15 protein-coding genes are annotated in these 18446 nt (G+C 70.7%); 1 reads left to right on the top strand and 14 read right to left on the bottom strand.

Annotation, left to right across the window (positions count from 1 at the left end):
• Positions 1 to 218 precede the first annotated feature (218 nt).
• The gene (locus tag ACWC9T_RS11825; RefSeq protein ID WP_449820885.1) at positions 219 to 851 is read left to right on the top strand and encodes a TetR/AcrR family transcriptional regulator; all 633 of its coding nucleotides are present in this window, start codon (positions 219 to 221) and stop codon (positions 849 to 851) included.
• A 7-nt stretch (positions 852 to 858) separates the two neighbouring features.
• On the opposite strand, the gene ACWC9T_RS11820 is transcribed toward ACWC9T_RS11825, so the two are convergent.
• The 14 genes from ACWC9T_RS11820 to ACWC9T_RS11755 all read right to left on the bottom strand — a co-directional run bounded on the left by ACWC9T_RS11820 (position 859) and on the right by ACWC9T_RS11755 (position 18387).
• Complete coding sequence (locus ACWC9T_RS11820) at positions 859 to 1794, bottom strand: M23 family metallopeptidase (RefSeq protein WP_449820884.1); 936 nt, start codon at positions 1792 to 1794, stop codon at positions 859 to 861.
• A gap of 410 nt (positions 1795 to 2204) precedes the next feature.
• The gene (locus ACWC9T_RS11815; protein WP_449820883.1) at positions 2205 to 4559 is read right to left on the bottom strand and encodes an immune inhibitor A domain-containing protein; all 2355 of its coding nucleotides are present in this window, start codon (positions 4557 to 4559) and stop codon (positions 2205 to 2207) included.
• Positions 4560 to 4901: 342 nt separating this feature from the next.
• Positions 4902 to 7421 (bottom strand): ATP-dependent Clp protease ATP-binding subunit, encoded by a 2520-nt coding sequence (locus tag ACWC9T_RS11810; RefSeq protein WP_449820882.1) that lies wholly within the window; start codon positions 7419 to 7421, stop codon positions 4902 to 4904.
• A 653-nt stretch (positions 7422 to 8074) separates the two neighbouring features.
• Positions 8075 to 8425, bottom strand: coding sequence for an Lsr2 family protein (locus ACWC9T_RS11805; RefSeq protein WP_396248355.1), 351 nt, complete (start codon positions 8423 to 8425; stop codon positions 8075 to 8077).
• A 91-nt stretch (positions 8426 to 8516) separates the two neighbouring features.
• Positions 8517 to 9053, bottom strand: coding sequence for an amino-acid N-acetyltransferase (locus ACWC9T_RS11800; RefSeq protein ID WP_387618514.1), 537 nt, complete (start codon positions 9051 to 9053; stop codon positions 8517 to 8519).
• A gap of 9 nt (positions 9054 to 9062) precedes the next feature.
• The gene (locus ACWC9T_RS11795; RefSeq protein WP_449820881.1) at positions 9063 to 9515 is read right to left on the bottom strand and encodes a BlaI/MecI/CopY family transcriptional regulator; all 453 of its coding nucleotides are present in this window, start codon (positions 9513 to 9515) and stop codon (positions 9063 to 9065) included.
• Positions 9516 to 9837: 322 nt separating this feature from the next.
• A complete protein-coding gene (lysX, locus tag ACWC9T_RS11790; protein ID WP_449820880.1) occupies positions 9838 to 11394 on the bottom strand; it encodes a bifunctional lysylphosphatidylglycerol synthetase/lysine--tRNA ligase LysX in 1557 nt (518 codons plus the stop codon).
• Between the two features lie 131 nt (positions 11395 to 11525).
• On the bottom strand, positions 11526 to 12275 hold the full coding sequence (locus tag ACWC9T_RS11785; RefSeq protein ID WP_449820879.1) for a hypothetical protein: 750 nt from the start codon (positions 12273 to 12275) through the stop codon (positions 11526 to 11528).
• 80 nt (positions 12276 to 12355) lie between these two features.
• Positions 12356 to 13141 (bottom strand): type III pantothenate kinase, encoded by a 786-nt coding sequence (locus ACWC9T_RS11780; protein WP_355672096.1) that lies wholly within the window; start codon positions 13139 to 13141, stop codon positions 12356 to 12358.
• Between the two features lie 46 nt (positions 13142 to 13187).
• Positions 13188 to 14159 (bottom strand): carboxylating nicotinate-nucleotide diphosphorylase, encoded by a 972-nt coding sequence (gene nadC / locus ACWC9T_RS11775; protein WP_449820878.1) that lies wholly within the window; start codon positions 14157 to 14159, stop codon positions 13188 to 13190.
• A gap of 4 nt (positions 14160 to 14163) precedes the next feature.
• On the bottom strand, positions 14164 to 15837 hold the full coding sequence (locus ACWC9T_RS11770; protein ID WP_449820877.1) for an L-aspartate oxidase: 1674 nt from the start codon (positions 15835 to 15837) through the stop codon (positions 14164 to 14166).
• A 15-nt stretch (positions 15838 to 15852) separates the two neighbouring features.
• The gene (panD, locus tag ACWC9T_RS11765) at positions 15853 to 16299 is read right to left on the bottom strand and encodes an aspartate 1-decarboxylase (RefSeq protein WP_355672093.1); all 447 of its coding nucleotides are present in this window, start codon (positions 16297 to 16299) and stop codon (positions 15853 to 15855) included.
• An 85-nt stretch (positions 16300 to 16384) separates the two neighbouring features.
• Complete coding sequence (gene panC, locus ACWC9T_RS11760; protein WP_449820876.1) at positions 16385 to 17290, bottom strand: pantoate--beta-alanine ligase; 906 nt, start codon at positions 17288 to 17290, stop codon at positions 16385 to 16387.
• 131 nt (positions 17291 to 17421) lie between these two features.
• Complete coding sequence (locus ACWC9T_RS11755) at positions 17422 to 18387, bottom strand: Rossmann-like and DUF2520 domain-containing protein (RefSeq protein WP_449820875.1); 966 nt, start codon at positions 18385 to 18387, stop codon at positions 17422 to 17424.
• Positions 18388 to 18446: the final 59 nt, after the last annotated feature.

Here is an 18446-nt window from a genome sequence, read left to right as displayed (position 1 = left end):
TGGGGTCTCCCGGAGGGGTGGTTCGGACGAGCGTCACGCCGTGCGGCGGGTCACTTACTTGTCGCCCGGCTAGTTTATCAATCGTCGGCACGGTAAGTTGTTTCCTAGCCGGTCGTCAAGCCAGTTTTCCGACCGACCGCCTGGGCAGGGAGAATGGGCCCGGGGCGGACGCCACCCTGGGGTCCGCAGCAGTCACCGACGCAGTCATGAGGCAGGCCATGGGCACTCCGCACAGCCCCCGCAGCGACACCCGGGCTCGCATCATCGAGGTGTCGTTGGAGCTCTTCTCCGAGCAGGGCTACGAGCAGACTTCGCTGCGCGAGATCGCCGACCGGCTGGGCGTCACCAAGGCCGCGCTCTACTACCACTTCAAGACCAAGGACGACATCGTCCTGGGCATCGTCGAGCGGATGGCCGCGCCGATCGACGAGACCATCGAGTGGGGCCGGAAGCAGACCTGGAGCCCGGAGACGCGCGACGAGCTGATCCGCCGCTTCGCGGACGGGATGGCCGAGCGGGCCCCGCTGCTGCGCTTCTTCCACGAGAACCAGCCCGCGCTGCGCGAGTCCCCGGCCGGGCTCGCCTTCCGGGACCGCATGATCACCATGATGCAGCTGGTGCACGGGCCGGACGCGGACTTCCACGACCGACTGCGGGCGGCGATGGCGCTGTTCACCGTCCACTCGGCGCTGTTCCTGCTCAAGCAGGACACCTCGGACTGCGGCCACGCCGAGAACGTCTGGGGCGAGAAACTGCCCGCGGCCGACCTGGACGAGGCGATCGGCGCGGCCCGGGAGGTCTCGCTGGAGATCGGCTCCCGGATCAGCCACCCCGCCCGGACCGGCGGCTGACCGCCGGTCAGAACGCCGTGACGCCGTGGCCGGAGAGGTAGGCGATCGGGTTGACCACCGCGCCGTAGCGGTTGCTGGTGCGGATCTCGAAGTGCAGGTGCGGCCCGGTCGAGTGGCCGGTGTTCCCGGACAGACCGACCCGCTCGCCCGCCGACACGTGGTCGCCCGCCGACACCGAGAGCGCGGACAGGTGGGCGTACTGCGCGAAGTGCCCGTCGGCGAGCCGCAGCACGACCTCCTTGCCGTACGCGCCGTCCCGGGCGGCCGAGACCACGGTCGCATCGCCGACCGCCAGCACCGGGGTGCCCGGGGCGACGGCGAAGTCCACCCCGGTGTGGTACCCGGCGGCGTACTCGGAGTTGGCCACCCCGTACGGATTGCTGGTCGGCGCGTCCGCCACCGGCGGCGACCAGTCGGGCGCGGGGGCCGGGGCGGGCTCCGGCTCCCGGTCCGGCTCCCGCTCCGGGGCGGGGGCGGGCGCGGGGGCCGGGGCTGCGGCCGGCGGCTCGGCCGGCAGCAGGTTGGGCGCCACCGCCACGAACGCCTGCGCCGAGGCGCCGTCGTCGGGCAGCTTGTACGGGCTGGGTCCGGCCACCTGGACCAGGCCGGGGTCGGGCACCGCCGCCTGCGGAGCGGTGAAGGCCGAACTGCCCGGCGTGGTCGGCAGCACGGTCTGCGCCACGGCGCTGCCCGGCGCGGCCGCCAGCATCACGCCCGCCAGCAGCACCGCGGCCACCCCGGCGGAGACCACCGCGTGGTCACGCTCGGCGCGCTGCCGGCTGCCCGGCAGGGTGGCGCGCCGGGGCGTGACGAGCGCGCGCAGCGGCGGCGCGGCATGGGCGCGGACGGCATGGCCGATCCGGGGCCGCCAGGCGGCCGCCTGGGCCGCCGTACGGGCGGCGAGCCGGTGCAGGGCCGGCCCCGCGGGCGGGACGGTGGACATCGCCTGACGTACCTCACGGGCGTGTGGGGACAGCACGAAGTGCCCGTCGGGCACGTGCTGAGCGGGGAACACTCAGATGTAACCGTCACCGAGCGGAGTCCCGAATGGGGCGAGGTGCTACGGCGTGTAGTCAGCGTGGTGCCGGAGATTCAGTCCGACGGAGCAGCGATCACGAGATCGGATCGTCCACGACCGGTTTGATCCGCCCGGACGGCCCGTCCGGCTACTGGGCCCGGTCGTACCGCGCCGAACCGCTGTGACCAGCACCACCCGACCGCGGGGTTCGAACCGGCATCCAAAGCGTCCTCGAAGCCGCACAAAAGCGTCCGGCCCGTCCCCGCGCGTTCGCGGGGACGGGCCGGACGTGGAGACTTCAGAGCCGTGCGATCACGGCCTGACCGTCAGGACGATCAGTTGTCCACCGGGCGGACCCGGATCCAGGTCTCCAGGTAGTTCGCGGACTCGTTCTCGACCTCGATGCTGGTGCCGGTCTTCGGAACGATCACGCTGCTGTACGGGTTGTCCTTGGACCAGTACTCCTTCAGGTCCGAGAACTCGTCGACGCCCTTGGACTTCGGGATGACCGTCTCGACGCCGTTCTTGTGCAGCGTCAGCGCCGGGACGCGACGCGAGCCGAAGGCGGAGTCGAAGCCCTGCATGCGCGGACGCATCAGGGTGCCGTCGGCCCACTTCAGGGGGGTCGGGTGCGAGTCGACCGGGAGGATCAGACCCTGGCCCGGGTGGGCGCTGACGTTGTTGTCGGTCTGCGACTCGTCCCAGTACCAGATCAGCAGACCGGGCTGGTACGAGTAGTGCTCGACCCAGTTCGGCTTGGCGGTGCCGAAGCCGAAGTTGTACGGGCCGGTCTTCAGGGTCTCGTCGAACGACACGTACTGCCGGTTCTCCGCGATGTAGTACTGCGCGTAGTCCTTGGTGTACGAGCCGCCGAAGCGGGTGAAGCCGTCGGCCGCCCAGCCGTTGTCACCCTTCTCGACGTCGTCGCTGAACACGGTGGCGCCGTCGGCGGTCACCGAGATGTCGTCCACCGCCAGACCGCGGTAGTGCAGGCCGCCGTCGGTGGTGTTGTGGTACCGGAACTTGATCTGCTTGCCGGCGTAGGCGTCCAGCGGGAAGGACAGGTCGCCCCAGGCGGCGGTCAGGCCGCTGAGGGCCGGACGGCCGTTCTCCTTGGGCAGCGCGGCGCCGTTCCAGGTGCCGTTTACCACGGTCCAGGTCTTGCCACCGTCGGCGGAGACCTCGCCGAAGGCGTAGTCGAAGTCCGGCTCCAGCTCGTACCAGGCCTTGGCGTTGATGCTGGCCTTGGTCTTGCCGGTGAGGTCGATGTCCCGGGTCAGCGTGACGTTGAGGTTGTCGGCGCTGCCGCTCCACCACTCGGTGTTGCCGCTGAACGGCTTGTTGATGTCGGTGGTGATGCTCTTCTTGGGCAGGTCGACGATCAGCGCCTGCGGGAGCTTGCTGTTGTACTCGACCGGACCGATGTGGTGGGTCGACTCGGTGCCGGCCTTGGCGCGGTCCGCCTTCAGCCAGCCGAGCTTGTACTTGCTCCAGGCGTCGAGGTCGTTCGGCATGTCGCCGATGCTGTCCTTGCCCTCGCCGAGCCAGGAGCCGGAGGACATCAGCGACCAGAAGCCGACCGAGTTGTCGATGCCCTTGCCCGCGGTGTCGTAGAGGTCCGGCAGACCGAGGTCGTGGCCGTACTCGTGGGCGAAGACGCCGAGGCCGCCGTTCTCCGGCTGCATCGTGTAGTCGCCGATCCAGAAGCCGGAGTCACCGACCTGCACGCCGCCGAGCTTGTTGCCGTCGGGGCCGGCCTGGCCGTTCAGGTTGCCGTAGACGTACGAACGGTGCGCCCACAGGGCCTTGTTGCCCTGCTTGCCGCCACCGGCCGACTTGTCCTCACCGGCGTGCACGATCTGGAAGTGGTCGATGTACCCGTCGGGCTGGTTGAAGTTCCCGTCGTGGTGCGAGCCGTAGCGGTCCCACTTGTCGTACGAGGCCAGCGTCGCCTTGATCTGCTCCGTGGACTGACCCTTCGCCAGCTGGTCCTTGTACCAGATGTCGACGGCGTCGCGGATCAGGTCCTGGGCGCTGCTGCAGACGTTGGAGCCGCAGTAGTCCGAGCCGTACCGGGCCTCGTTCCACGGCACCCGGACCCAGTCCGAGACCACGCCGTCGACCGAGTAGCGGCCCGAGGACTGCTTCTCGTAGAAGGTCTTCAGCGAGGGCTTGTCCTTGGCGAAGTACAGGTCCTGGTAGTGCTGCTGGTTGTAGTCGGCCTGCCAGGCGGTCGAGTTGTTGGTGGCGCGGTCCGGCTTCTCGATCTCGTTGTGCTTGGGGCCGGGCTCGCCGCCGAACTTGATCTTGCCGTCGGGCGTCTTGGTGGTGTTGTCCACCTGGTCGCCGAAGTCGACGAGGATGGTGAAGATCTTGTCCGTGCGCTCGCGGGCGAGCTCGACGTACTTGTCCTTGCCGAGCTTCACGCTGGTGCTGCCGTTGTGCTGCTCGACCTGGGCGGTGCCGTTGAGCAGCTGCTCGGTGGCGGCCTTCTGCTCGGCCTCCACCTTGGCGGTCAGCGGACCCGGGATGTTGTGCTCGGTGTTGACGGACTGAACGGCGTCAGCGGGATCCTTCGGCACCGGCGCGGAGCCGGCGGCGACGGCGCTGCTCGGGAACAGGCCCGCGCCGAGCGTGACTATGACCGCTGCGGCGGTGGTGATCGCAGCGGTTCTCCTGGTGGTCTTCAACGGTGTGACGTCCTCCCCGACCGAGCCGACTCTTGGCCAAGGCCCGGTAAACCAATATGAAAGACAGGTGGACGTCATTTGACCGAAGTGCGGCTGCAAAAGATAGACCTTGACCATGACATGGTCACGGCGCTATCCTCCCGACTTCACATCAGCCGACGGTGTGTCAACCGTGCGCCGATTAAAGCTTGCTGAGAAACGGGACGCACCCGCACCAGCCGGTCGGGAGGCCGCTCCTCCCCGACCCGGTCGACGGCGGGGTCGTCCGCCCCCGAACGCACCGAGCCCCCGGCGTGAACGCCGGGGGCTCGGTGGCTGTGAAGTTGTCTGTTAAATGTTGCCTTACTTCGTCAGGTCCGGACCGGACGAGGCAACCGCGGCCGGGGTGTCCGCGACGGCCGACTTCTCCTCGCCGCGGAAGGTGAACTTGGCGTCCTTGCCCTCGCCATCGACGTCGACGACGACGATGTGGCCGGCCCGCAGCTCACCGAAGAGGATCTTCTCGGAGAGGTGGTCCTCGATCTCGCGCTGGATGGTGCGGCGCAGCGGACGGGCGCCCAGGATCGGGTCGTAGCCGCGCTTGGCCAGCAGCTTCTTGGCCTCGACGCTGAGCTCCAGGCCCATGTCCTTGTCCTTGAGCCGCTCGTCCACCTTGGCGATCATCAGGTCGACGATCTGGATGATGTCGTCCTCGGACAGCTGGTGGAACACCACGATGTCGTCGACACGGTTCAGGAACTCGGGGCGGAAGTGCTGCTTGAGCTCCTCGCCGACCTTCGCCTTCATCCGCTCGTACCCGGTCTGGGTGTCACCCGTGGCCGCGAAGCCCAGGTTGAAGCCCTTGGAGATGTCCCGGGTGCCGAGGTTGGTCGTCATGATGATGACGGTGTTCTTGAAGTCGACCACGCGGCCCTGGGAGTCGGTCAGGCGACCGTCCTCCAGGATCTGCAGCAGCGAGTTGAAGATGTCCGGGTGGGCCTTCTCGACCTCGTCGAAGAGGACGACCGAGAACGGCTTGCGGCGGACCTTCTCGGTCAGCTGGCCGCCCTCCTCGTAGCCCACGTATCCGGGCGGGGAGCCGAACAGCCGGGAGACGGTGTGCTTCTCGGAGAACTCGGACATGTCGAGCGCGATCAGCGCGTCCTCGTCGCCGAAGAGGAACTCGGCCAGCGTCTTGGACAGTTCGGTCTTACCGACGCCGGACGGGCCGGCGAAGATGAACGAACCGCCGGGGCGCTTCGGGTCCTTGAGGCCCGCACGGGTGCGCCGGATGGCCTGGGAGAGCGCCTTGATGGCGTCCTTCTGGCCGATGACGCGCTTGTGCAGCTCGTCCTCCATGCGGAGCAGACGGGACGTCTCCTCCTCGGTCAGCTTGAAGACCGGGATGCCGGTGGCGGTGGCCAGGACCTCGGCGATGAGCTCCTCGTTGACCTCCGCGACGACGTCCATGTCGCCGGCCTTCCACTCCTTCTCACGCTTGGCCTTGGCCTGCAGGAGCTGCTTCTCGTCGTCGCGCAGGGACGCGGCCTTCTCGAAGTCCTGCGCGTCGATCGCGCTCTCCTTCTCGCGGCGCACGTCGGCGATCTTCTCGTCGAACTCGCGCAGGTCCGGCGGCGCGGTCATCCGGCGGATGCGCATCCGGGAGCCGGCCTCGTCGATCAGGTCGATCGCCTTGTCCGGCAGGAAGCGGTCCGAGATGTACCGGTCGGCCAGGGTGGCGGCGGCGACCAGGGCGGCGTCCGTGATGGAGACCCGGTGGTGGGCCTCGTAGCGGTCGCGCAGACCCTTGAGGATCTCGATGGTGTGCGGGAGCGAGGGCTCCGCGACCTGGATCGGCTGGAAGCGGCGCTCCAGCGCGGCGTCCTTCTCCAGGTGCTTGCGGTACTCGTCCAGGGTGGTGGCACCGATGGTCTGCAGCTCGCCGCGGGCCAGCATCGGCTTGAGGATGCTGGCGGCGTCGATGGCGCCCTCGGCGGCGCCCGCGCCGACCAGGGTGTGCAGCTCGTCGATGAACAGGATGATGTCGCCGCGGGTGCGGATCTCCTTGAGCACCTTCTTCAGGCGCTCCTCGAAGTCACCGCGGTAGCGCGAGCCGGCCACCAGGGCGCCCAGGTCCAGCGTGTAGAGCTGCTTGTCCTTGAGCGTCTCCGGGACCTCGCCCTTGACGATCGCCTGCGCCAGGCCCTCGACCACGGCGGTCTTGCCGACGCCGGGCTCACCGATCAGGACCGGGTTGTTCTTGGTGCGGCGGGACAGCACCTGCATGACCCGCTCGATCTCCTTCTCGCGCCCGATGACCGGGTCGAGCTTGGCCTCGCGGGCGGCCTGGGTGAGGTTGCGGCCGAACTGGTCCAGGACCAGCGAGGTCGACGGGGTGCCCTCGGCGGGCCCGCCGGCCGTGGCCGACTCCTTGCCGCCGCCGGTCTGGTAACCGGACAGCAGCTGGATGACCTGCTGGCGCACCCGGTTGAGGTCGGCGCCCAGCTTCACCAGGACCTGGGCGGCGACGCCCTCGCCCTCGCGGATCAGGCCGAGCAGGATGTGCTCGGTGCCGATGTAGTTGTGGCCGAGCTGCAGGGCCTCCCGGAGCGACAGCTCCAGGACCTTCTTCGCCCTGGGGGTGAAGGGAATGTGGCCGGACGGGGCCTGCTGGCCCTGGCCGATGATCTCCTCGACCTGCTGGCGTACGGCCTCAAGGGAAATCCCGAGGCTCTCCAGGGCCTTGGCGGCGACGCCCTCGCCCTCGTGGATCAGACCCAGGAGGATGTGCTCGGTGCCGATGTAGTTGTGGTTGAGCATCCGGGCTTCTTCCTGAGCCAGGACGACAACCCGCCGCGCGCGGTCGGTGAACCTCTCGAACATCGTTTATCGCTCCTCAGAGCGGTCGGGCAGTTCGGGGTCCGTCCCCGCCCTGTCCTTCCGCATGCTAGTCCCGCTCAGCGGCGCGGCCCACGGATTCACTCCCCGGTAGAGGAGCGAGATGCTGCGCGACCAGCCGACACCAATCCCAACCTGATGCTGGGAATCGGTGTTCCCACTGGTGGGCCGGATGCACCGGAAACCGCTACGCCATCGGCGAACAAGAGCCGCCGGGGCGGAGCCGGACCCTCTCCGGCCGGTCAGCCGTACTGCCCCTGGACGGGTCCAAGAACCCGTCCACCTGCATTCATACCCGGTATCGAGGCGGTTCTCGCGCAGTTTCCGCGGTGACGGTGTTCGCCTGGCGAGAAGTCGGGCCGCGGTGACGGTGGTTCAACGGTGGCCGGGAGAGCCGGTACGCCATCCCGGTGGTGTCCGCGTTACCGCTTCGCTCCTACCAGCGTTGCACAGCTCGCGATTGTTCCGCCGCCCGAGCCCGCCGCCCCGGACGACCCCGGTGCCGGTGGCGCGGCGGCCGTCCGGGAACGCGCCGCGGGGCGCGGAGGAGCCTCCTCCGCGCCCCGCGCGTGTGTCGTCGGCGCCGTACGCGGTCGCCGGGGCCCCGCCCCCGCTCCGGCGGGCCGGCGGCGTGGGGGTCAGGACGCGTTGGCCTCTTCGTAGGCCTGGCGGACGTTGCTCGGCACCCGGCCGCGGTCGTTGACCTCCATGCCCTGCTCCTTGGCCCACGCGCGGATCTTCGCGGTGTCGGGAGCGCTGCCGGACGGGCGCGCCGCGGCGCCGCGGCCCGGACGCCGGGAGCCGGCGAGTCGGCCGCTCTGCTTGCGGCCCTTCTCCACGTAGGGCGCCAGCAGACCGCGCAGCTTGTCCGCGTTGGCGCTCTTCAGGTCGATCTCGTAGGCAACGCCGTCCAGCGCGAACGTCACCGTCTCGTCCGCCGAACCGCCTTCGAGATCGTCTTCAAGAATGACCTGCACCCTCTGTGCCACGGGCTTCCCTTTCCACTAAACGACCCATTGCCTAAGGAAAGGAAAGCGCCTTTCTCCGGAAAACACAAACCCTTGACCGGCACGGAGCCGCTCAGAGGTGCAGCAGCATGCGCGAGTTGCCCAGTGTGTTGGGCTTCACCCGCTCCAGGTCAAGGAACTCCGCGACACCTTCATCGTACGAGCGGAGGAGTTCTTCATAGACGTCCGTAGCGATCGCCGCCGGGTCTGTCGTACCATCATCGGTTTCCTGAAGCTCGCCGATCTCGACGAAACCGTGTTTCGCGAAGAACGGAACCTCGAACGTCAGGCAGAAAATCCGACGGACGCCCAGCCAGCGTGCCGTCTGCACCAGCTTCTCCAACAGCAGATGCCCGATCCCGAAGCCCCGGCAGGACGGATCGACCGCGAGCGTACGGACCTCGGCGAGGTCCTCCCACATCACGTGCAGGGCACCGCAGGCCACTACCGCGCCGTTGTCGTCGCGTTCCGCGACCCAGAACTCCTGGACGGATTCGAACAGTGTGACAGTGGGCTTGTCGAGCAGAATGCCGTCGCGCGAGTAGGCGTCGATGAGCCCGCGTACGGCCCGCACGTCCGTGGTCCGCGCGCGGCGGATGGTGACCTCCATGGCGGGACGTTATCGCGTCGTCCCCGGTCCGGTCTCCCCGGTATCCGGTCCGGCACTATCCGGAGGGCCGTCCGCGGAATCCGCGGCGGGCGGATCGGACGGGAACAGAGCGGCCACCCGCAAGGCGTCCCGGAGTGCCTCGCGTTGCTCCGGCGACATCAGGCCGAAGAAGTGCACCAGGGCCGCCGCCGGATTGTCACTGGTGGCCCATGCGTCGTTCATCAGGGCTGCCGTGTACGCCTCGCGCGAGGAGACCGGTTCATATCGATAGGCCCGGCCGACCCGCTCACGGCGCAGCCAGCCCTTTCTGTGCAGCTTGTCCAGGACGGTCATCACCGTGGTGTACGCGATTTCGCGTTCCGACTGCAGATCCAGGAGAACCTCGCGAACCGTCACCGGTCGGTTCCACCGCCACACCCGGGTCATGATGGCGTTCTCAAGTTCGCCGAGTTGCCGGACCATAGTGCGGCCAGGATAGGGAGTGAATGGGGCAAATCTTGTGAAGTGCGCCAAACCGGCGCGCCGCCACCCCCGGGGAATCGGGAATGGCGGCGCGCGGGTCGTTCTGCGGCGGCTGACGGCGTCAGTCGCGGGTCCGTTCGCGGGAAGGCCCCGGGAAGGTCCCCCGAGGCCCGGGGAGGCCCCGGGCGCCCTGGGGGATCAGTCGATGTCTTCCTTGGCCCTCTGGGCCCCGCCCTGGCTGCGGAAGATGGCCCGCACCAGGAATCCGAAGCCGATCGCCATGACCAGCGGCGGCACGATCGCGCTGACGTAGTCCATCAGGTCACTCCTCCTCGGTCTTCTCCGCCGTCGCGGCGGAAGCCTTCGACTCCGGCTTCACCAGCGGGAAGAGCACGGTCTCCCGGATGTTCTTGCCGGTCAGCAGCATGATCAGGCGGTCCACGCCGAGGCCGAGGCCACCGGTCGGGGGCATCGCGTACTCCAGCGCGCGCAGGAAGTCCTCGTCCAACTGCATCGCCTCGACGTCACCGCCGGCCGCCAGCAGGGACTGCGCGGTGAAGCGGGTGCGCTGCTCGACCGGGTCGATCAGCTCGGAGTAGGCGGTGCCGATCTCGGTGCCGAAGATCACCAGGTCCCACTTCTCGGCCACGCCGGCGACCGAGCGGTGCTGGCGGGTCAGCGGGGAGACCTCGGTCGGGTAGTCCTTGATGAAGGTCGGCCGGACGGCGTTCTCCTCCAGCAGGCGCTCGACCATCTCCAGCACGATCTGGCCGTGGCCCCAGTTCTTCTCGAACGGGATGTCGTGGTCGGTGGCGAGCTTGCGCAGTTCCTCGACGCCGGTCTCCGGGGTGACCTCGACGCCCAGGTGGGCGGAGATGCCCGGGTAGACGCTGACCTCCTCCCACGGCTCGGCCAGGTCGATCTCGTGCTCCACGCCGTGTGCGTCCACGCCCTTGATCACCGTGGTGCCCAGGGCGTCCCGGGCGGCGTTGATGATCGTCTCGCGGATCAGCTCGGCCTGGGTGTTGTAGTCGCCGTAGGCCTCGTACGACTCCAGCGAGGTGAACTCCGGGTTGTGGGTGGCGTCCGCGCCCTCGTTGCGGAAGTTGCGGTTGATCTCGAAGACCTTCTCGGCGCCGCCGACCACCAGCCGCTTGAGGTACAGCTCGGGGGCGATGCGCATGTAGAGGTCGATGTCGTACGCGTTGATGTGCGTCTTGAACGGACGGGCGTTGGCGCCGCCGTGCACCGGCTGCAGCATCGGGGTCTCGACCTCGATGAAGCCGCGGTCCTCGTAGGTGCGGCGGATCGAGCGGACGACCTTGCTGCGCAGGTGCAGGATCTCCCGGGCCTCGGGGTTCACGATCAGGTCGACGTAGCGCTGGCGGACCCGGGCCTCCGGGTCGGTCAGCCCCTTGTGCTTGTCCGGCAGCGGGCGCAGGCACTTGGCGGTGAGCTCCCAGCGGTCCACCATCACCGACAGCTCGCCGCGCTTGGAGGTGATCACCTCGCCCTCGACGCCGACCTGGTCGCCGAGGTCGATGTCGGACTTCCAGGCGGCCAGCCGCTCGGCGCCCAGCTTGTCCAGGGAGAACATCACCTGGAGGTCGCCGGTGCCGTCGCGCAGGGTGGCGAAGCAGAGCTTGCCGCCGGTGCGGGAGAGGATCACCCGGCCGGTGATGCCGGCCCGCTCACCGGTCGCGGTGTCGGGTTCGAGGTCCGGGTGCTTGGCACGCAGGTCCGCGATGGTGGTGGTGCGGGGGAATCCGACCGGGTACGGGTCGACACCGGCCGCCCGGAGCCGGTCCAGCTTCTCGCGCCGGACGCGCATCTGCTCGGGAAGGTCGTCGGTCGCGGGAAAAAGGCTCTGATCGCTCACCCCACAAGGGTAGCCAGCCGTACACCGTGCTCCGCGACCGGATTACCGGCGAGGGGAGACCGCCGACGAGACGGTCGACACATGGACGGGGGAGACCGTGGCGACGGTCTCCCCTCGGGGGCGCGGTCGGCTCAGCCGGTGCCGGTGCGGAGTTCGGTCTCCTCCGGGGTCTCGTCGGTCGGCGTGGTGGGGCGGGCCGGGGGTTTGGGGCGCCGGCCGAAGATCTCGGCCGGGGTGGGCATCCGGTGCGGGCGGGTCGGGGTCTGCGCGGCGGCGGGCTGCTCCGGGCGGGAGTCGCGGGAGTCGGTGCTGCTCATCGTGGTCCGTCCTCCTACAGGGGTGGGGTGACTGCTCGGTGGTGCGGCGGGGTTCGGTACGGCCACCAGGTGGCGCGGCTGCCCGGTGGTGAGGGCGAGCCGTTCGCGGACGGCGGCCTCGGCCAGCGCGTGGCAGCGCCCGGCCAGCCGGGAGCGGCGGGCCCGCTCGCCGTGGCCGCAGGGCTGACGGGTCAGCCCGCGCAGTGCGGTGAGGTCCTCGGGGCCGGGCAGGTAGCCGCCGGCCACGGCCTCCTCCAGGCGCTCCAGGTAGCCGGGGGCGCTGCCGGGCAGGGCGGAGCGGTAGCGGCCGAGGTCGGCGAGTAGGAAGGCGCGCAGTCGGCCGCCCTCCTGGACGGCCTCGTCGATCGCCTCGGTCAGGCGCAGGGCGTCCTGGACGTCCTCCGCCCACAGCTCGGCGCCCGGCCCGGCGAACGCCGTCCGGTCGGGCTCCTGGAAGTGGACGGGGACGGCGGGGTGCAGGGCTTGGGCGAGGGCTCGGCGCAGCACGCGGACTTCGTCGGCGCTGAAGGCCATGCCGCCGCGCGATCCGTGTGGCGTAGGCATGGGTTGACACTACGTGAGGAATATCCGATTTGTCGGTAACGTCGCGCGGAATTCCCCTCCATTGGGGCCTCGGCGGAGGGTCAGCTCGGCCGGTTGCGCTCGTACACCAGGCGCAGGCCGACCAGCGTCAGCCAGGGCTCGTGCACGTCGATGGTGGTTGCCTCGCCGAGGACCAGCGGCGCGAGGCCGCCGGTGGCGATCACCTGAACGTCGTCCGGGTCCTTGGCCAGCTCCCGGGCCATCCGCTCGACCAGGCCGTCGACCTGCCCGGCGAATCCGTAGAGGATGCCGGACTGCATGCCCTCGACGGTGTTCTTGCCGATCACGTTGCGCGGCCGGGCCAGCTCGATCTTGCGCAGCTGGGCGCCCCGGACGCCGAGCGCCTCGACCGAGATCTCGATGCCGGGGGCGATCGCCCCGCCGACGTAGTCGCCGCGGGCGTTGACGGCGTCGAAGGTGGTCGCGGTGCCGAAGTCGACCACGATGCACGGGCCGCCGTACAGGTGGTTGGCGGCCAGCGCGTTGACGATCCGGTCCGCGCCGACCTCCTTGGGGTTGTCCATCAGGACGTGCACCCCGGTCTTCACGCCGGGCTCCACGATCACCGCGGGGACGTCGCCGTAGTAACGGCGGGTCACCTCGCGGAGCTCGTGGAGCACGGCGGGAACGGAGGAGCAGATCGCCAGGCCCTCCACCGAGGCCTCCCGGACCGCGGTGTGGTTGCCCATCAACCCCTGCAGCAGCACCGCCAGTTCATCGGCGGTGCGGCGCGGATCGGTGGAGATCCGCCAGTGTTCCACCACGTCCTCGCCGTCGAACAGGCCGAGCGTGGTCTGGGTGTTGCCGACGTCGATGGTGAGGAGCATGGGGCGCTTTCTGCGAGTCGGGACAGGTCTGCTCTCGACCTGACGGTCAGGCGCGCAGGTCCAGGCCGATGTCCAGGATCGGCGAGGAGTGGGTCAGCGCGCCCACGGCCAGGTAGTCGACACCAGTCTGGGCGACCTCGCGCGCGCTGACCAGGGTCAGTCCGCCGGAGGCCTCCAGCTTCGCCCGGCCGGCCACCAGCGCGACGGCCTCCTTCAGCTGCTCGACGGTGAAGTTGTCCAGCAGGATCAGGTCCGCACCGGCCTCCAGCACCGGCGGGATCTGCTCCAGGTCGTCCACCTCGACCTCGACCGGCAGCTCCGGGTACGCGGCCCGGACGGCCCGGAAGGCCTCGGCCACGCCGCCGGCCGCCACCACGTGGTTGTCCTTCACCAGGGCGGCGTCCGAGAGCGCCATCCGGTGGTTGGCGCCGCCGCCGCAGCGCACCGCGAACTTCTCCAGCGCGCGCAGGCCGGGGGTGGTCTTGCGGGTGTCCCGGACCACCGCGCCGGTGCCCTCCAGGGCGTCCGCCCAGGCCCGGGTCGCGGTGGCGATGCCGGACAGGTGGCAGAGCAGGTTGAGCGCGCTGCGCTCGGCGGTCAGCAGGTCGCGGGTGCGGGAGCGGACCGACAGCAGCACCTGGCCGGCCTCGACCCGGTCGCCGTCCTGGACGTGCCGCTCGACCTCGAACTCCTCCTCGCAGATCAGCGAGACGACCGCCTCGGCGACCCGCAGACCGGCCACCACACCGGCCTCGCGGGCGGTGAAGTCGGCGGTCGCGACGGCGTCGGCGGGCACGGTGGCCACCGAGGTGACGTCCTCGCCGCCGGCCAGGTCCTCGGCCAGCGCCAGGGTGGCGACGTCCTCGACCTCGACCGGGTCCAGCCCGGCCTGCTCCAGCAGCTCGGCCAGCTGCGGGTCCAGGCCGGTCTCGTAACCCTCGCCGTCCCCGCAGGCGCAGCCGTCGCCGCAGCCGCCGGCCTGGTCGGCCAGGGGGAGTTCCTCGTGGGAGTGGGTCATGGTTCTACTGCTCCTCAGGGGTGCTGACGGGATCGCCGGAGGCGGTCAGGGTGGTGATCAGGTGGCGCCGCCAGTGGGCGTCGTCGCGCTCGGGGAAGTCCTCGCGCCAGTGGCAGCCGCGGGTCTCCTCGCGCTGCGCGGCGGCCGCGACCAGCGCGGTGGCGACCAGCAGCAGGTTGGCGGCCTCCCAGGTCTCCACCCGGGGGTCGGCCGGCTTCTCCTCGGCCACGTGCGCGTAGGCCTGCTCGGCGATCAGGGCCAGCCCGGTCGCGGTGTCGGCCATCGAGGCGGCCGAGCGCAGCAGGCCCGCGCCGCGCGACATCAGCCGCTGGATCTCGGCCCGTGCCTCGGAGGGCGGCAGCGGCACCGGCTGCGCGGCCCTGGCGGCGGCGACGTCCACCGTGCGCTCGGGCAGGTCGCCGGCGCGGTGCCGCTCGGTCAGGTCGGCAGCGATCCGCTCGGCGAAGACCAGGCCCTCCAGCAGCGAGTTGGAGGCCAGCCGGTTGGCGCCGTGCACCCCGGTGCAGGCGACCTCGCCGCAGGCGTACAGGCCCGGGACGCTGGTGCGGCCGTGCCGGTCGGTCCGCACGCCGCCGGAGGCGTAGTGCGCGGCCGGGGCGACCGGGACCGGCGCGGTGACCGGGTCGATGCCGTGCGCGCGGCAGGAGGCCAGGATGGTCGGGAAGCGGTGCTCCCACATCTCGGCACCGAAGTGCCGCCCGTCCAGGAACATGTGCTCGGCGCCCTGCTCCTGCATGCGCCGGGTGATTGCCTTGGCGACGATGTCGCGCGGAGCCAGCTCGGCCAGCTCGTGCTGCCCGACCATGAAGCGGACGCCGTCCGCGTCCACCAGGTGGGCGCCCTCGCCGCGGACGGCCTCGGAGACCAGCGGCTGCTGGCCCTCGGCGTCCGGGCCGAGCCACAGCACGGTCGGGTGGAACTGGACGAACTCCAGGTCGGTGACCGCGGCGCCGGCCCGCAGCGCGAGCGCCACGCCGTCGCCGGTGGAGACCGCCGGGTTGGTGGTGGCGGAGAAGACCTGGCCCATGCCGCCGGTGGCGAGCACCACCGCGCGGGCCCGGACGGCGCCGACGCCGTCGCGCTGGCCCTCGCCCATCACGTGCAGGGTGAGTCCGGCGGCGTGGCCCTCGGCGTCGGTCAGCAGGTCGAGGACGAGCGCGTGCTCGATCAGCTCGATGCCCGGGTCGGTGCGGACGGCGGCGACCAGGGCGCGCGATATCTCGGCGCCGGTCGCGTCTCCACCCGCGTGCGCGATCCGGCGGCGGTGGTGGCCGCCCTCGCGGGTCAGCAGGATCTCGCCGGCCTCGTCGCGGTCGAACAGGGCGCCGACCCCGATCAGCCGGCGGACGGCGCCCGGGCCCTCGGTGACCAGGGTGCGTACGGCGTCCCCGTCACAGAGCCCGGCACCGGCCACCAGGGTGTCGTCCAGGTGCTGCTCGGGGGTGTCCCCCTCGCCCAGGGCGGCCGCGATGCCGCCCTGGGCCCAACGGGTCGAACCCTCGTCCAGCACCGCCTTGGTGACCACCATGGCCCGCAGGCCGGCCTTGCGGACGTTGAGGGCGACGGTGAGACCGGCGACCCCGGAGCCGACCACGACCACGTCGGCGGTGGCGGTCCAGCCGGGGGCCGGGGCGGTGAGGCGATGCGTAACGGACATGGCTCAGTGGCTCCTTCAGCGCGTGGCCGCGGCGGCCGCGCCGTCGCCACCGTACGCCTGGTCACCGCGGAGCAGTCCGGTGCCCTCCTGGGCCTCGGCGGGGTCGCCGCCCAGGCCGGTGATCCGGTTGTGCTCGTCCACGAAGACGATCTTCGGCTCGTAGCCCTTGGCCTCGGCCGTGTCCATCTGCCCGTAGGCGATGAGTATGACCAGGTCGCCGGGGTGGACCAGACGGGCGGCGGCGCCGTTGATGCCGATCACGCCGGTGCCGCGCGGGCCGGCGATGGTGTAGGTCTCCAGCCGGGCGCCGTTGTTGATGTCGACGATGTGGACCAGCTCACCGGGGAGCAGGTCGGCGGCGTCGAGCAGGTCCTCGTCCACCGTGACGGAGCCGACGTAGTGCAGGTCGGCCTGGGTCACGGTGGCCCGGTGGATCTTGGACTTGAGCATGGTGCGGAGCATGGGGTCACGCCTCCAGTGAGTGCATGCCTAGAAGGGGTTCGTGCTACCGGTTCAGCGAACGGTTCTGTGCTTGACGGTCATCCGCCTAGCGGCAGATGACGTGGACGTTGTCGATCAGGCGGGTCGAGCCCACCTTCGCGGCGACGGCCAGCACCGCCGCGCCCTGGAAGTCGTCCGCCGCCTCCGAGAAGTCGTGCGGGTCGATCAGGGCGAGGTAGTCAAGGGTGACACCCTCGGCGCCGTCCAGGACAGCCGAGGCTGCCTCGCGCACGGCCTTCGGGCCCTGCGCGGCGACGTCCCGGCCGGCGAACAGGGCCTTGGACAGGACGAGGGCGCGGGTGCGCTCCTCCTCGGAGAGGTAGCGGTTGCGCGAGGACAGCGCCAGGCCGTCCTCCTCACGGACGGTCGGCACGCCGACGATCTCGACGTCGAAGTCCAGGTCGGCGACCATCCGCTGGATGACCGCCAGCTGCTGGGCGTCCTTCTCGCCGAAGAAGGCGAAGTCCGGGTCGGTGATGTGCAGCAGCTTGGCGACCACGGTCAGCACGCCGTCGAAGTGGCCGGGGCGGGTGGCGCCCTCGAAGCGCTCGCCCATCGGGCCGGCCGCCAGGCGCACCTGCGGCTCGCCGTTCGGGTAGACCTCCTCGACGGAGGGCGCGAAGACCACGTCGGCGCCATTCTCCTCGGCCAGCCGCACGTCGTCGTCGAGGGTGCGCGGGTAGCGTTCCAGGTCCTCGGACGGGCCGAACTGCAGCGGGTTGACGAAGACCGTCACCGCGACCCGGCCCTCCCGGCCGACCTGCTTGCGGGCGGCCCGGATCAGCGCGGCGTGGCCCTCGTGCAGCGCGCCCATGGTCATCACGACGGCGTTGTCCACCGGCCGCTCGTCCGGCCAGAACGCGGCCTCGAAGTCGTCCACGGTGCGGGTGACGACGGCCCGGTGGACCTTCGGCGTCCGCTGGGGCTTGCTTCGCTGGGCCTTGCCCGCCATTCCTGCGCTCCTTCGTTCATTCGGCTGCGCGCTCTGCCGCCGTCTTGTTGCGCTCCGTCCCGTGCGGTAACGCATCGGGCAGGGCTTGTCCGTCATGAGGCCGCTTCGGCGGCCGAGTGAGAAGCCCCGGCTCAGGCCGGGGAGGAGTCACCAGGCTTCTCCTCGTTCAGAATGTCGAGAAGCGCGGCCGCAGTGTCGGTCGAGAGAGTCCCGTTGGCCACCGCCCTCTGGGCGGTGGCGCGGGCCATTGCACGATACGCCGCCGGGATGTCCGGGGACACCGTACTGAGCTGCACCAGGTGGCGCTGTACGGTGCCCGCGTCGCCCCGGGCGACCGGGCCGGTGAGGGCCGCGTCGCCGGAGCGCAGGCTGTTGTCCAGGGCCGCGCCGAGCAGTGGGCCGAGCATCCGGCCGGGCTCGGCGACGCCGGCCGTGCGCAGCAGGTCCATCGCCTGGGCGACGAGGGTGACCAGGTGGTTCGCGCCGTGCGCGAGGGCGGTGTGGTAGAGCGGGCGGACCTCCTCGGGCACCCATTCGGGCTCGCCGCCCATCTCCACCACCAGCGCCTCGGCGACCGGCCGCAGCTCCTCGGGGGCGGTCACGCCGAACGGGCAGCCGGCCAGCCGGGCCAGGTCGACGGAGGTGCCGGTGAAGGTCATCGCCGGGTGCAGGGCCAGCGGCAGCGCCCCGGCCCGGGTGGCGGGCTCCAGGATGCCGACGCCGTGCGCGCCGGAGGTGTGCACCAGCAGTTGCCCGGGGCGGACGGCGCCGGTGGCGGCGAGGCCGGTCACCAGGTCGGCCAGCGCGTCGTCCGGCACGGTCAGCAGGACCAGGTCGGCGGCGGCCATGACCTGCGGCGGGGTGACGATCCGCACGCCCGGCAGCAGCGACTCGGCGCGGCGGCGGGAGGCGGCGGAGACCCCGGAGGCGGCGATCACGGTGTGCCCGGCGAGCTGCAGCGCGGCGCCCAGCGCGGGGCCGACCCGGCCGGTGCCGACCACGCCGACGGCCAGCCTGGCCGGCCGGTTGCCCGGGTCGCTCGGGTCGCCGAATCCGTCTGCGAGCGGGGCGAACTCGCCGAAGTCAGAAGGACTCATGCGCCCGCCTCGCCGCGCTCGGCAGGGGCATTCGCCCGGACGCCCCTTTTGATCGTTCG

The sequence above is a fragment of the Kitasatospora sp. NPDC001159 genome (assembly GCF_053598235.1).
The sequence above is the reverse complement of the archived record's forward strand: the minus strand, read 5'-3'. Positions and strand labels throughout refer to the sequence as shown.